12 protein-coding genes are annotated in these 14,070 nt (G+C 66.2%); 10 read left to right on the top strand and 2 right to left on the bottom strand.

All coding sequences use genetic code 11. From position 1 onward, the window contains the following. Positions 1-34 precede the first annotated feature (34 nt). The 6 genes from mtrA to G6N42_RS28915 all read left to right on the top strand — a co-directional run bounded on the left by mtrA (position 35) and on the right by G6N42_RS28915 (position 5,910). Positions 35-721 (top strand): two-component system response regulator MtrA, encoded by a 687-nt coding sequence (mtrA, locus tag G6N42_RS28890; protein ID WP_163686772.1) that lies wholly within the window; start codon positions 35-37, stop codon positions 719-721. Then, complete coding sequence (mtrB, locus tag G6N42_RS28895) at positions 718-2,355, top strand: MtrAB system histidine kinase MtrB (RefSeq protein ID WP_163736244.1); 1,638 nt, start codon at positions 718-720, stop codon at positions 2,353-2,355. Before mtrA ends, mtrB begins: the two co-directional genes overlap by 4 nt. A 26-nt stretch (positions 2,356-2,381) precedes the next feature. After that, complete coding sequence (lpqB, locus tag G6N42_RS28900) at positions 2,382-4,136, top strand: MtrAB system accessory lipoprotein LpqB (RefSeq protein ID WP_286201667.1); 1,755 nt, start codon at positions 2,382-2,384, stop codon at positions 4,134-4,136. Between the two features lie 97 nt (positions 4,137-4,233). Next, the gene (locus G6N42_RS28905) at positions 4,234-4,878 is read left to right on the top strand and encodes a hypothetical protein (RefSeq protein WP_163736250.1); all 645 of its coding nucleotides are present in this window, start codon (positions 4,234-4,236) and stop codon (positions 4,876-4,878) included. Continuing rightward, positions 4,871-5,440: a DUF6529 family protein gene (locus tag G6N42_RS28910; protein WP_163736254.1), complete on the top strand. Its 570-nt coding sequence runs from the start codon at positions 4,871-4,873 to the stop codon at positions 5,438-5,440. Before G6N42_RS28905 ends, G6N42_RS28910 begins: the two co-directional genes overlap by 8 nt. A 14-nt stretch (positions 5,441-5,454) precedes the next feature. Further along, entirely contained in the window at positions 5,455-5,910 is a 456-nt protein-coding gene (locus G6N42_RS28915) for a Rieske (2Fe-2S) protein (protein ID WP_174262189.1), read from the top strand. Positions 5,911-5,929: 19 nt separating this feature from the next. Here the strand turns inward: G6N42_RS28915 and G6N42_RS28920 are convergent, their stop codons facing one another. After that, positions 5,930-7,237, bottom strand: coding sequence for a DUF2252 domain-containing protein (locus G6N42_RS28920; RefSeq protein ID WP_163736257.1), 1,308 nt, complete (start codon positions 7,235-7,237; stop codon positions 5,930-5,932). Between the two features lie 53 nt (positions 7,238-7,290). On the opposite strand from G6N42_RS28920, the gene G6N42_RS28925 reads away from it, so the two are divergent. From G6N42_RS28925 to secA, 3 genes are all read left to right on the top strand, one after another. Then, positions 7,291-7,929, top strand: coding sequence for a ComF family protein (locus G6N42_RS28925; protein WP_163686766.1), 639 nt, complete (start codon positions 7,291-7,293; stop codon positions 7,927-7,929). A gap of 325 nt (positions 7,930-8,254) precedes the next feature. Then, positions 8,255-8,932 carry a ribosome hibernation-promoting factor, HPF/YfiA family gene (gene hpf, locus G6N42_RS28930; RefSeq protein WP_163736260.1) on the top strand — a complete coding sequence of 226 codons (678 nt, stop codon included), beginning with the start codon at positions 8,255-8,257 and terminating at the stop codon, positions 8,930-8,932. A 112-nt stretch (positions 8,933-9,044) separates the two neighbouring features. Beyond that, positions 9,045-11,861, top strand: a complete 2,817-nt coding sequence (gene secA, locus G6N42_RS28935) for a preprotein translocase subunit SecA (protein ID WP_163736265.1) — start codon at positions 9,045-9,047, stop codon at positions 11,859-11,861. Between the two features lie 14 nt (positions 11,862-11,875). On the opposite strand, the gene G6N42_RS28940 is transcribed toward secA, so the two are convergent. Then, positions 11,876-12,391: an Rv3235 family protein gene (locus G6N42_RS28940; RefSeq protein ID WP_163736268.1), complete on the bottom strand. Its 516-nt coding sequence runs from the start codon at positions 12,389-12,391 to the stop codon at positions 11,876-11,878. Between the two features lie 188 nt (positions 12,392-12,579). Here G6N42_RS28940 and G6N42_RS28945 point away from each other — a divergent pair, with 188 nt between their 5' ends. Then, on the top strand, positions 12,580-13,989 hold the full coding sequence (locus G6N42_RS28945; protein ID WP_163736271.1) for a WS/DGAT/MGAT family O-acyltransferase: 1,410 nt from the start codon (positions 12,580-12,582) through the stop codon (positions 13,987-13,989). Positions 13,990-14,070 lie beyond the last annotated feature (81 nt).

The following is a 14,070-nucleotide window of genomic DNA, read 5'->3' on the forward strand; positions in this document are numbered from 1 at the left end:
TGGTAGCCAGGGTTTATCGCGATCTGGTGACACCATGGACACCATGAGGCAAAGGATTCTGGTTGTCGATGACGACCCTTCGCTCGCCGAGATGCTCACCATCGTGCTGCGCGGGGAGGGCTTCGACACCGCGGTCATCGGTGACGGCACCCAAGCGCTGACCGCGGTCCGCGAACTGCGGCCCGACCTGGTGCTGCTCGACCTGATGCTGCCCGGCATGAATGGCATCGACGTGTGCCGCGTTCTGCGCGCGGACTCCGGGGTGCCGATCGTCATGCTGACGGCCAAGACCGACACCGTCGACGTCGTCCTCGGGCTGGAGTCCGGCGCCGACGACTACGTGATGAAACCCTTCAAACCGAAGGAACTCGTCGCCCGCGTGCGCGCCCGCCTTCGGCGTAACGAGGACGAGCCCGCCGAGATGCTGTCCATCGCCGACGTGGACATCGACGTGCCAGCTCACAAGGTCACCCGACTGGGTGAGCAGATCTCCCTCACGCCGCTGGAGTTCGACCTCTTGGTGGCGTTGGCGCGCAAACCGCGGCAGGTGTTTACTCGAGATGTGCTGCTCGAACAGGTGTGGGGGTACCGACACCCGGCGGACACTCGTTTGGTGAACGTGCATGTCCAGCGTTTGCGGGCCAAGGTCGAGAAGGACCCGGAGAATCCGCAGGTGGTGTTGACCGTTCGAGGAGTGGGGTATAAGGCCGGACCCCCGTGATCTGGAGCTCGCGAAGGCGCATCCATCGGCGTTCGGCACCACTTGTACGCGGACTGGGCGCGCTGGGTCGAGCGATGGGTCTCGCCTGGCGGCGTTCCCTGCAGCTGCGCGTCGTCACCTTGACGCTGGGCCTGTCACTGGCCGTCATCCTGGCGCTCGGCTTCGTGCTGACCAGCCAGATCACCGACCGCATCCTCGAGGTGAAGGTGCGGGCCGCCACCGAGGAAATCGACCGCGCGCGTAGCACCGTCAGCGGCATCGTCGGCGGCGAGGAAACCCGCTCACTGGACAGCAGCCTGCAGCTGGCCCGCAACACCCTGATCGACCGCACCGCCGACGCGGGTCCCGGTCTTGCCGGCGCCTTCGACGCGGTGCTCGTCGTTCCCGGGGACGGACCGCGCGCCGCCACCGCGGCAGGCCCGGTGCAGCAGATCCCCAACGCGCTGCGCGAGTTCGTCGAGGCCGGTCAGGTCAGCTACCAGTACGCGACCGTGAACACCGAAGGTTTCTCCGGCCCGGCGCTGATCATCGGCAGCCCGACGTCATCGCCGGTCGCGAATCTCGAGCTGTACCTGATCTTTCCGCTGAGCAACGAAGAGTCCACCATCACGCTGGTGCGCGGCACCATGGCCACCGGCGGCGTCGTGCTGCTGGGCTTGCTCGCGGTGATCGCGCTTGTGGTGGCCAGACAGATCGTGCTGCCGGTGCGGTCGGCCTCGCGGATCGCCGAGCGGTTCGCCGAAGGACACCTCACCGAACGCATGCCCGTGCGCGGCGAGGACGACATGGCCCGGCTGGCCGTGTCGTTCAACGACATGGCCGAAAGCCTGCACCGCCAGATCACCTCGCTCGAAGAGTTCGGCAACCTGCAGCGACGGTTCACCTCCGACGTCAGCCACGAACTGCGCACCCCGCTGACGACGGTCCGCATGGCCGCCGACCTTATCCACGACCACAGCGACGACCTCGACCCGGCGCTGCGCCGCTCGACGGAGTTGATGGTCAACGAACTCGACCGCTTCGAGGGGCTGCTCAACGATCTGTTGGAAATCTCGCGCCACGACGCCGGTGTCGCCGAACTGTCCGTCGAGGCGGTCGATCTGCGCGCGACGGTGCAGAGCGCGCTCGACAACGTCGGCCACCTGGCGGCCGACGCCGAGATCGAGCTGATCGTCGACATGCCAGGAGAGGACGTCATCGCCGAGGTCGACCCGCGCCGGGTCGAGCGCATCCTGCGCAACCTGATCGCCAACGCCATCGATCACGCCGAGCACAAGCCGGTGCGCATCAGGATGGGTGTCGACGAAGACACCGTGGCGGTCACGGTGCGCGACTACGGCGTCGGGTTGCGACCGGGCGAGGAGAAGCTGGTGTTCAGCAGGTTCTGGCGCTCGGACCCGTCGCGCGTGCGCCGCTCCGGCGGCACCGGTCTGGGCCTGGCCATCAGCATCGAGGACGCCCGGCTGCACCAGGGGCGGCTGGAGGCGTGGGGCGAGCCCGGCAAGGGCGCCTGTTTCCGGCTCACCCTGCCGCTGGTGCGCGGCCACAAGGTGACAACGAGCCCGCTACCGCTGAAACCCGTTGAGCCTGACCGTCCGCCGCGCCGGTCGGCTCGGGAAACGGAAACCGTGTGAAGCGCTCGGGTCTGATCGCGCACTCGGTGCGCGGTTTAGCGTTCGTCTCAATGCTGATGTTCGTGCTTGCCGGCTGTGCAGGAGTACCCAGTTCATCGTCACCACAGGCGATCGGCACTGTCGACCGGCCCGCGCCGCCGAGCCTGCCCAAGCCCACGCCCGGCATGGACCCCGACGTGCTGTTGCGGGAATTCCTCAAGGCCACCGCAGACCCCGCCAATCGCCATCTGGCGGCGCGACAGTTCCTCACCGAATCCGGTTCCAGCGCATGGGATGACGCGGGCAGCGCGCTGCTGATCGACAACGTCGTGTTCACCGAAACCAGGGGACCCGATCGCGTGACGGTGCACATGCGCGCCGACATTCTGGGATCGCTGTCGGACCTGGGTGTGTTCGAGACGGGTGAGGGCGCATTGCCCGATCCCGGGCCGATCGAATTGGTGAAGACGTCCGGCGGCTGGCGCATCGACAAGCTGCCGAACGGGGTATTCCTTGACTGGCAACAATTTCAGGCCACCTACAAACGCAACACCCTGTACTTCGCCGACCCCACCGGTATCACCGTCGTGCCCGATCCGCGTTACGTCGCCGTGTCCGATCCCGACCAATTGGCCACCGAACTGGTCAGCAAGCTGATCGCCGGACCACGTCCAGAAATTGCCAAGAGTGTACGCAACCTGCTGGGGCCGCCGTTGAAGTTGCGCGGTCCGGTGACCCGCGCCGACGGCGGCAAGACGGGTGTCGGCCGCGGCTACGGTGGCGCGCGGATCGACCTGGACAACCTGTCGACCACCGACCCGCACAGTCGCCAACTGCTTGCGGCGCAAATCATTTGGACGCTGTCGCGCGCCGGCATCAACGGCCCGTACGTGATCACCGCCGACGGCGCCGCGCTCGACGACCGCTTCGCCGACGGCTGGGAGACCTCCGATGTGGCGGCCACCGATCCGGGAGCATTCCCCGGTGCGGCGGCAGGCTTGCACGGGTTGGTGGGCGGGTCGCTGGTGTTCTTGGACGGAACCCGCACGCCGCGAGTTCCTGGAGCATTCGGCGCAACACCCAACCAGACCTCGGCGGCGATATCGCGGACCGGGCAGAACGTGGCGTCGATCGTGACGTTGCGCCCGGGCGCCCCCGACATGGCGTCGTCGTTGTGGCTCGGTCCGTTGGGCGGCAACGCCTCGCAGGCGCTGGACGGCCGCAATCTGTCGCGCCCCAGTTGGGCCCTCGACGACGCAGTCTGGGTCGTGGTCGACGGCAACAACGTGGTGCGCGTCATCCAGGACGCATCCGGTCAACCGGCGCGCATACCCGTCGACTCCACTCCCGTGTCGTCACGGTTTCCCGGGGCGATCCGGGAACTGCAACTGTCGCGGGACGGCACCCGCGCCGCGATGGTCATCGACGGTCAGGTCATCATGGCCGGGGTGGAGCAGACACCCGGTGGGGGATACGCGTTGACGTATCCGCGCCGACTCGGGTACGGACTGCGCAACACCGTCGTCTCACTGTCCTGGCGCACTGGCGACGACATCGTCGTCAGCCGCACGGATCCGCAACATCCGGTGTCGTATGTGAACCTTGACGGCGTCAACTCCGACGGACCCAGCCGCAACCTGCTGATGCCGGTCACCACCGTCGCGGCGAACCCGTCGACGGTCTACGTCGCCGACGAGCGCGGCGTGCTGCAGCTGACGGGTACGGCGGCCGACGACGATCCCGTGTGGTCCGAGGTGCGTCCGCTGATGGTGCCCGGCGCGCAACCGGTGCTACCTGGCTGAGCATCTGTCTTGAAGTTGCACTGAACCATCTCCTCTCGAGTCCCGTTGTGCTGACGAGCCGACGTTAGAAGCGTTGGCCGACAGCCAAGGAGAGACGATGAAGGTTCGTGGTCCACTGGTCACCCTCAGCGCGGTCGCGGTGTTGGGTGCCGGTCTATTGTTCGCCAACATTTCCCAGGAGCAGCCGTCGGTGGTGACCGGCACGCCGGTGGCCGCGCCGCCGCCGCCGACCACCATCACCGCACCGCCCGCGCCCGCCTCGCCCTCGTTCCCGGCCAAGGCGGACTACGTCGGCAAGATCCCGACCGCCAAGGGCGTCATCACCTTGGATATCGCCGTCGAGGGCGACAAGGCCGTCGCCTATGCCTGTGACGGCAACGCGATCGAATCGTGGATGCGAGGCCCAGCGCTCAACGGCACCGTCAGCCTGACAAGCAAGGACAAGACCGGCCGACTCGAGGCACGCCTGGACGGCACGGCTGTCGTCGGAACGCTCTGGATCGGCGCGAAGAAGTGGGACTTCACCGCAGAACCTGCACAGCCACCGGCCGGGCTGTACGTATACGAGCAGGACGGGGTCCGCAGCAGCTGGATCGTCGACGCCTCGGGTAAGGCGACCGGCGTGCTGCGGCGAGACGACGGATCGACCGCGCCCGCTCCGGGCTTGGCGGCCGACGGCAGTGCGCTCATCGACGGGAACACGGTCATCGCGGCACGGGTGGGCGGCAATAGCGATGTCTGAGTCGCTCGCCACCAAGCGGATCACGGCGTCGCGGGGCGACGCAGCGGTGCTGACCGCCGTCCTGGTCGGCTCGCTCGTCGCCGTCGGGCTCGGCGCATTCGGCAAAATCCATGAGCCCCAGTTCTTTTCGATCAACCTGGCGGGTTTCTCCAGTGGTACGGCGGTGAAGGCGTGGCTGGGGACGCTCGCAATGGCTCTTGCGCTGTTCCAGCTCGTGTCCGCCTTCGCGATGTACCGGCTGCTTCCGGGTGGCAGGGCACCCGCGTGGATCAGCATCGCGCATGTGTGGTCGGGGCGGCTGGCGGTGCTGGCCAGCGTTCCCGTCGCCGTGCACTGCCTGTACGCCCTGGGATTCGCCGAGACCGACAGTCGGGTGCTGTTCCACTCGCTGTTCGGATGCTTGTTCTACGGCGTCTTTGTCACGAAGATGATGTTGCTGACCCGCAAAGGCCTCCGCGGCTGGGTGATCCCGATCGCGGGCGGGTTGCTGTTCTTCGTCCTCGTGTACGTCTGGTTGACCTCAGCCCTTTGGTTCTTCCAGACCAGCGGAATCACGTTCTAGTGGAAAGACTTTCTATGTCATTGACAGACTTGCGCATCCCACGGCAGAAGGTACTGATCGGGGCGGGTGTCGGACTGCTCGCGTCCGTGCTCGCCGCCTGCACGACCTACGGCAAGAATCCGGAGGCGTCCGGTGACACCGCGACGACGACGAAGTCTCCGCCGACGACAGGCGGGACGGCGCCGCAACCCGCCAACGTCATCGCCAAGACATCGGAGGTGCCGGTCGGCTCGGGGCTCATCGTCGGCGACGTCGTCGTCACCCAGGCGGCGGCAGGCGACTTCAAGGGGTTCTCGTCGACCTGCACACATGCCGGATGCGCGGTGAACGAAGTGGTCGACGGCACCATCAACTGTCCCTGCCACGGCAGCAAGTTCAACCTGGACGGCTCCGTCGCCGCCGGGCCGGCGACGAAACCGCTTGCGTCGCAGCCCGTGACGGTGCAGGGGGATTCGATCGTCCTGGGCTGACCGCCCGACGAACGCGGATCTAGGTGGACGTGACCCCGGGAATGCGTCCCTCCCGGAACGCCTCGACGAAATGGCGATGGTCATCGCGGACCGTCGCGGCGTACTCCAGACCGAAGGAAACCATGTCATCGAAGAATTCGTTGTCGCGGTCGGCGATCACGTCGACGATCGCTTCTTCGGTCTGGAACGGCACGAGCTCCTGGTCGCTGTCGGCGTCGCCGACGCAGTGCACCTTGGCGACCGCGCGGCCGAGCTGATCGATCACCTCGGTCAGCTCGTCGGGTTCGGTCAGCTCCGACCAATCCAGGTCGGACTCGTACGGCGACAGTTCGGCGACGACGTAACCGACACCGTCGATTTCGGTGTAGCCCAACAGCGGATCGGCGTGCGCCTGCAAAGCGCGCTGTGACACTGCGGTGCGGTGGCCTTGATGCTTGAAGTAGTTGTGCACCGCCTCGTCGTCGACAACACGGCTGGGCGCGGCGACGTTGCCCTGCTTCATCGACAGGACGATGTCGTTGTCGAGAGCCTGGTTGAACCCTTCGATCAGCACGTTGTAACTCGGCAACCCCGCGCTGCCGATCCCGAACCCCGTTCTGCCCACCAGGTCCTTGACGTCGTAGGCCACTTCCCGGAACCGCTTCGATTTCGGGATGGTGTCCTGGTAGGCCTCGAACGCGGCCTCCACTTTGGCGTATTCAGCGTCGTCAAGGCGGCGTACGCCGTGGGACTCTCGGAACCGGCGATCCGATTCGTCGACGCGGGTCATCCGGTCCAGCATCCCGTCACGCGTTGACAACCGGGCATCCTGCAAGGCCGTCAGCACGGCGCCGCGCGCGGTTTCCAGGTTCAGCGAGAAGGTCGCGTCGTCGTCGGTCCGGAGGAACCAGCGCACCTGATCGAGATACGACGAGGCGAACGTCATGATCAGGTCGCGAATGACCTCGTCGGACAGCGCTTTCTGCCAACACATCAACGCGACGCTGGCAGCGAACCGCTGAAGGTCCCAGGTGAAATGGCCGACGAACGCCTCGTCGAAGTCGTTGACGTCGAAAATGAGAACCCCGGCGCCATCCATGTAGGTGCCGAAGTTCTCGGCGTGCAGGTCACCCTGGATCCACACGCGCGAGGTCCGCTCGTCCGCCCACCGGTCCTCGCGGTCTGCGACGTCGGCGTAGAACACGCACGCGCTCCCGCGGTAGAAGGCGAACGGCTCCGCCGCCATCTTGCGGAACTTCGTTCGGAACGCGTCGGGATCGGCCCTCATCAGGTCCGAGAACGCGTCGACGAGGCAGTTGACGATGACTGATTCACGTTCCTCCTGCATGGGACGAGGAGTACCCCCAAACAGATGTCACCGATCACCGCCACACTGCGGGCATGCTCGATCTGGTCCTGCCGCTGGAGTGCGGCGGCTGCGGCGCACGCTCGACGCGGTGGTGCGACATCTGCGCCAAAGACCTGGCCGTCAAGCCAGACGAACCGCACCTCGTCAGCCCTCGCGTCGACCCCGGCATACCCGTCTTCTCGCTCGGCCGCTATGCGGGCGCACGTCGCCAAGCGATCGTCGCCGTCAAGGAGCATGGCCGCGCCGACCTCGTCGAGCCGCTCGGCGGCGCGCTCGGCGCGGGGCTGGATCACATGCTGACCTGGGGCGTCGTCGAGACGCCGCTCACCGTGGTGCCTGCACCGACACGTCGGTGGGCGGCCAGGCGCCGCGGCGGGGACCCGGTCACCCGCATCACCCTTGCCGCGACCTCCGGGGAGCCCGACGTCACCGTGGTTCCAGCGCTGCGCACGCGAGCCTTCGTCGCCGATTCTGCAGGCCTCTCCAGCGCCGACCGCCAGCGCAACATCGCGGGCCGGGTGAAGCTGGTACGCCCCGCCGGCCTCTTGGCAGGGGACGTCGTGGTCGTCGACGACGTCGTGACGACGGGCGCCACCGCGTCTGAATCTGTCCGTGTCCTGCAGCGGGCCGGCGTAGCTGTGGCGGCTGTGCTGGCTATCGCCGCTGCCTGACCGCCGGTGGTGACGGTCCCGGTAATTACTCCGGCATCAAGGGGATGTGAAGAACTGAAAACAGGTCCTGAAAACTCAGTGGATTTTGTGGCACGACCGGGTGAACACGGACTACCGTCGGGATCAACCACCCGTGAATGCCTCACGGCGGCGCATCACCAACCAGCGCCGGCATCGCCCACCAGCGGTAGGAGGTGAGTAGACGACACCTTGCACCGGCGGGCCGCGACTAAGGCATAAGACATGCAGGTCCCCTCGGCGCGTATCCACATCCAGCCGGGCACGCTGACGCGTGCGGACGCGAAAGAGAAACGAGTTGCCAAGTATGTCAACCCATTCCATTGGCTCGGACCAATCAACGCTGGCCACCGACGAGACGCCCGAAGCCGAACCGCGAGCCGAGATCGTCGTCAAGGGTCGCAACGTCGAGATTCCCGAGCACTTCCGCATCTACGTCTCAGACAAACTCTCTCGCCTGGAACGACTCGACCGCACCATCTACCTCTTCGACGTCGAGCTGGACCATGAACGCAATCGGCGCCAGCGCAAGAACTGTCAGCACGTCGAGATCACCGCGCGCGGCCGCGGCCCGGTAGTCCGGGGTGAGGCCTGCGCCGACAGCTTCTACGCCGCGCTGGAGTCCGCGGTCTGCAAACTCGAGAATCGACTCCGGCGCAGCAAGGACCGTCGCAAGATCCATTACGGCGACAAGACCCCCGTTTCGCTGGCCGAGGCGACCGCGATCGGCCCCATGCCCGACACCCTCAACGGTTCCGGATCGGAATCACCGCAGGTGGACGCGGCCATGCTGGACGACCACGAACCTGGACGCATCGTGCGCACCAAGGAGCACCCGGCCACACCGATGACCACCGACGACGCCCTGTCGCAGATGGAGCTGGTCGGCCACGATTTCTTCCTGTTCCATGACAAGGAGAGCGACAAACCGTGTGTGGTGTACCGCCGCCACGCCTACGACTACGGGTTGATCCGGCTCGCGTAGCCGGTGGGCTGATTCGGCTGGCCTGACGCGTCTAGGCAGCGCGGCGTGCCACGTCGCTACCATGGGTTGAGCTCTATCAGATCCAACCCATTTGGAAAGCCTGAGGAATAGCGTGCTGGATAAGTTGCTCCGTCTCGGTGAAGGCCGCATGGTCAAGCGCCTCAAGGGGGTGGCTCAGTACGTCAACACCCTGTCCGACTCCGTGGAGAAGCTCTCCGACGCCGAGCTGCGGGCCAAGACGGACGAGTTCAGAAAGCGGTACGAGGGCGGCGAGAGCCTCGATGATCTGCTGCCGGAGGCGTTCGCCGTCGCTCGTGAGGCGGCGTGGCGCGTGTTGGACCAGCGCCATTTCGACGTCCAGGTGATGGGTGGCGCCGCGCTGCACTTCGGCAACGTCGCGGAGATGAAGACCGGTGAAGGCAAGACCCTTACCTGTGTGTTGCCTGCCTATCTGAACGCGCTGGCCGGCAACGGTGTGCACGTCGTCACGGTCAACGACTACCTCGCCAAACGTGACGCCGAGTGGATGGGCCGCGTGCACCGATTCCTCGGCCTCGATGTCGGCGTCATCCTGTCCGGCCTGACGCCCGACGAGCGACGCGTCGCCTATGGCGCCGACATCACCTACGGCACCAACAACGAATTCGGCTTCGACTATCTGCGCGACAACATGGCGCACTCCCTGGAGGACCTGGTCCAGCGGGGCCACAACTTCGCGATCGTCGACGAGGTCGACTCGATCCTCATCGACGAGGCCCGTACCCCGCTGATCATCTCGGGCCCGGCAGATGGCGCGTCGAACTGGTACACCGAGTTCGCGCGGCTCGCCCCGCTGATGGAGAAGGACGTCCACTACGAGGTCGACATCCGCAAGCGGACCATCGGCGTGCACGAGATCGGCGTCGAATTCGTCGAGGATCAGCTCGGCATCGACAACCTCTACGAGGCCGCCAACTCCCCGCTCGTCAGCTACCTCAACAACTCGATCAAGGCCAAAGAGTTGTTCACGCGCGACAAGGACTACATCGTGCGCGACGGCGAGGTGATCATCGTCGACGAGTTCACCGGCCGCGTGCTGGTCGGGCGCCGCTACAACGAGGGCATGCACCAGGCGATCGAGGCCAAGGAGCACGTCGAGATCAAGGCCGAGAATCAGACGCTGGCCACCATCACGCTGCAGAACTACTTCCGCCTCTACGACAAGCTCGCCGGCATGACGGGCACCGCCCAGACCGAGGCGTCCGAGCTGCACGAGATCTACAAGCTCGGTGTGGTCAGCATCCCGACCAACAAGTCGATGATCCGCGACGACCAATCGGACCTGATCTACAAGACCGAAGAGGCCAAGTACATCGCGGTCGTCGACGACGTCAGCGAGCGGTACGAGAAGGGTCAGCCGGTGCTGATCGGCACCACCAGTGTGGAGCGCTCGGAGTACCTGTCTCGTCAGTTCACCAAGCGCCGCATCCCGCACAACGTGCTCAACGCCAAGTATCACGAGCAGGAGGCCAGCATCATCGCCGAGGCCGGGCGCCTGCGCGCGATCACGGTGGCCACCAACATGGCCGGCCGCGGTACCGACATCGTGCTCGGCGGCAACGTCGACTTCCTGGTCGACAAGAAGCTGCGCGACCAGGGTCTGGACCCGGTCGAAACGCCTGAGGACTACGAAGCGGCGTGGCACAAGCTGCTGCCCCAGGTGAAGGCGGAGGCGGCCGACGAGGCCGAGGGCGTGCGAGCGGTCGGCGGCCTCTACGTGCTCGGCACCGAACGCCATGAGTCCCGCCGTATCGACAACCAGCTGCGCGGTCGTTCGGGCCGCCAGGGCGATCCGGGCGAGTCCCGGTTCTATCTCTCACTCGGTGACGAGCTCATGCGGCGGTTCAACGGTGCGACGCTGGAGTCGCTGCTGACCCGGCTGAACCTGCCCGACGATGTGCCGATCGAGGCCAAGATGGTCAGCCGCGCGATCAAGAGCGCGCAGACGCAGGTCGAGCAGCAGAACTTCGAGGTCCGCAAGAACGTCCTGAAGTACGACGAAGTGATGAACAAGCAGCGCATGGTCATCTACGACGAGCGCCGCCGGATCCTGGAGGGCGAGAACCTCGCCGACCAGGCTCACAAGATGCTCATCGACGTGGTGACGGCCTACGTGAACGGTGCGACCGCCGAGGGCTACTCCGAGGATTGGGACCTCGAGCAGCTGTGGACCGCGCTGAAGCAGCTGTACCCCGTGGGCATCGACCATCACGACCTCATCGACTCCGACGCCGTCGGCGAGCCCGGCGAGCTGACCCGCGAAGAGCTGCTCGACGCGCTGATCAAGGACGCGGAGCGCGCGTACGCGGTCCGCGAGAAGGAGCTCGAGGAAATCGCCGGCGAGGGCGCGATGCGTCAGCTGGAACGCAACGTGTTGCTCAACGTGGTCGACCGCAAGTGGCGCGAGCATCTCTACGAGATGGACTACCTCAAGGAGGGCATCGGCCTGCGCGCGATGGCGCAGCGCGACCCGCTGGTCGAGTACCAGCGTGAGGGCTACGACATGTTCATCGGCATGCTCGATGCCATGAAGGAGGAGTCGGTCGGCTTCCTGTTCAACGTGTCGGTCGAAGCCGCGCCCGCACCGGCGGTGGCGCCGGTCGCCGCGCCGCAGGGACTCGCGGAGTTCGCGCAGGCCGCCGCTGCCAAGGCTCAGGAGGGCACCCAGGGTGGAGTCGCCACCAAGGAGCGTCCGGCGCCGACCGGCATACAAGCCAAGGGAATTGACAACGAACCGCCACCGATGACCTACAGCGGCCCTGCCGAGGACGGGTCAACCGAGGTCAGGCGCACGGGCGGGGGCGGTAAGCATGCCGCATCCACCGGCTCACGCAGGGAACGGCGGGAGGCCGCGCGTCAGCAGGCCCGCGAAACCAAGCGGCGCGGCTAGGGCGGGTCGCCGGCTCAGCCGATCTGCAGAGCGACGATGCGCCAGCGATCCCGGTAAAGCTCGATGCGTGCGGCCAGCGCACGCACCCGCGGCCCATTGGTGAACGTCCCGAACACCTCGGCTTCGGTGCCGTCGGTGCCGTCGACGATGCGCAGCCGCACCCGGTGCAGCCTCGCGACGGTGCGCACCCCTGTCGTGCGATCGTTCCGACTATGCGAGGACCGGCTCAACTCGATGACCGTGTCGATCAGCGCCGGCGCCAGCAGTGGCCGCAGCTGCGCCACCGGCCTGCGCCGATCGATCACCTCGAGCACCCTTCGCAACGCGGCATCGGCGAACGTGACGGCGGTGCGCGGCGGATCCGCTTCCCGAACCGCCGCCCCGTATCGCGCGGGCGACGACGGCCGCGAGGCACGACGGTGCAGCACCGGCTTCGATCGGCATGCCGCCAAGCCGACGGGCTGCGGCTCGTAGTCGACTACCGGCGATACCAATGGTGCACCCGGCTTAGGGGTCGGGGGTGTGGTCATGAAATGCTCTCCGGCGATTGACGGGGCAGGGACGGCATCTGCCGGAGAGTTGCAGACCTGTTCATGATCGCACGGTTTGCAGTGGGTTCTCTGCACCCGTGCTGCGCAGCGACAGGATTGGTCGCTACGTTGGTAATCAGAACCACCGCGGCCGAGAACCGCGTAGTCAACGAGGGGGCGTCGCGGCGATGGTGACCAGGTTGTCGGCCTCCGACGCGGCGTTCTTCCGTATGGAGAACACGTCGACGCCGATGTATGTAGGGTCGCTGTCGATTCTGCGCAAGCCGCGCAATGGACTGAGCTACGAAACCCTGCTCGAAACCGTCGAGCAGCGGCTCCCACAGATTCCGCGCTACCGCCAGAAGGTTCGCGAAGTGACCCTCGGACTGGCGCGCCCCGTCTGGGTGGACGACCCCGACTTCGATATCACCTACCACATTCGCCGTTCGGCCCTGCCGTCTCCGGGCAGCGACAACCAGCTGCACGAACTGATCGCACGGCTGGGCTCCCGGCAGTTGGACAAGTCCAGGCCCCTGTGGGAGATGTACCTGATCGAGGGTCTGGCCAAGAACCGGATCGCGATCTACACCAAGTCGCATCAGGCGCTGGTGAACGGGATGACGGCGCTGGAGATCGGACACGTCATCGCCGACCGCACGCAGAAGCGCCCGGAGTTCGGTGAGGATATCTGGATTCCGGCGCGCGAACCCAGTGACCGCGGACTGCTGTTCGGCGCCGTCGGCGAATGGGTAACCCGTCCCGCCGAGCAAATCGGGGAGCTGCGCTCGGCGGTCACCGGTGTCGTCACCAATGCCGGTCAACTGGCCGACGTCGGCAGGCGATTCGTCGACGTGGTCCGTACCGCCGCGCGTGGCACCGCGCCGAACAGCCCGCTGAACACCACGGTGTCCCGCAACCGCCGGTTCGCGGTGGCCAGCGGCGACCTGGAGGATTTCCGCCTGGTCCGGGCCCGGTACGACTGTGACGTCAACGACGTGGTGCTCGCGGTGGTGGCGGGTGCGTTGAGAAACTGGCTGCTGTCCCGCGGCGAGCCGGTTTCGGCGACCACGACGATGCGCGCGATGGCCCCGATGTCGGTCTACCCCGACGCCGACCTCGACACGACGGGGCCCGGCCAGGCGATCAGCGAGGTATCGCCGTTCCTCGTGGATCTTCCGGTAGGGGAGGGCAATGCGGTCGTCCGGCTGTCGCAGATCGCGCACACCACCGAGTCGCACCCCACCGCCGCCAGTTTGGTCGACGCCAGGACCATTGTCACGTTGTCGGGCTTCGCGCCACCGACGTTGCACGCCATGGGCATTCGCGTGGCAACGGGCTTCTCGGCGCGCCAGTTCAACCTCCTGATCACCAATGTTCCTGGCGCGCAGAAGCAGATCTACGTCGCGGGCGCCAAGTTGCTCGAGACCTATTCGGTACCACCGCTACTGCACAACCAGGTCCTTGCCATCGGTGTGACGTCGTACAACGGCATGCTCTATTTCGGTATCAACGCCGACCGCGACGCGATGAGCGACGTCGACATGCTGCCGGCCCTGTTGCGCGAATCGTTGGATGAATTGCTCGAAGCCGCACGATGAACGGTCGCATTTCTGATCTTGGTTGAAATTCAGCCGCGGTGGGAATGGCTCATCGGTGAGCATCGACGCCGAGCACCCGAA

The organism is Mycobacterium gallinarum, from assembly GCF_010726765.1.
Taxonomy (GTDB): Bacteria; Actinomycetota; Actinomycetes; order Mycobacteriales; family Mycobacteriaceae; genus Mycobacterium; species Mycobacterium gallinarum.

Coding starts and splice junctions, on each gene's coding strand:
- mtrA (WP_163686772.1), top strand. CDS start 35: ATGGACACCATGAGGCAAAGGATTCTGGTTGTCGATGACGACCCTTCG.
- G6N42_RS28905 (WP_163736250.1), top strand. CDS start 4,234: ATGAAGGTTCGTGGTCCACTGGTCACCCTCAGCGCGGTCGCGGTGTTG.
- G6N42_RS28910 (WP_163736254.1), top strand. CDS start 4,871: ATGTCTGAGTCGCTCGCCACCAAGCGGATCACGGCGTCGCGGGGCGAC.
- G6N42_RS28915 (WP_174262189.1), top strand. CDS start 5,455: ATGTCATTGACAGACTTGCGCATCCCACGGCAGAAGGTACTGATCGGG.
- G6N42_RS28920 (WP_163736257.1), bottom strand. CDS start 7,237: ATGCAGGAGGAACGTGAATCAGTCATCGTCAACTGCCTCGTCGACGCG.
- G6N42_RS28925 (WP_163686766.1), top strand. CDS start 7,291: ATGCTCGATCTGGTCCTGCCGCTGGAGTGCGGCGGCTGCGGCGCACGC.
- hpf (WP_163736260.1), top strand. CDS start 8,255: ATGTCAACCCATTCCATTGGCTCGGACCAATCAACGCTGGCCACCGAC.
- G6N42_RS28940 (WP_163736268.1), bottom strand. CDS start 12,391: ATGACCACACCCCCGACCCCTAAGCCGGGTGCACCATTGGTATCGCCG.
- G6N42_RS28945 (WP_163736271.1), top strand. CDS start 12,580: ATGGTGACCAGGTTGTCGGCCTCCGACGCGGCGTTCTTCCGTATGGAG.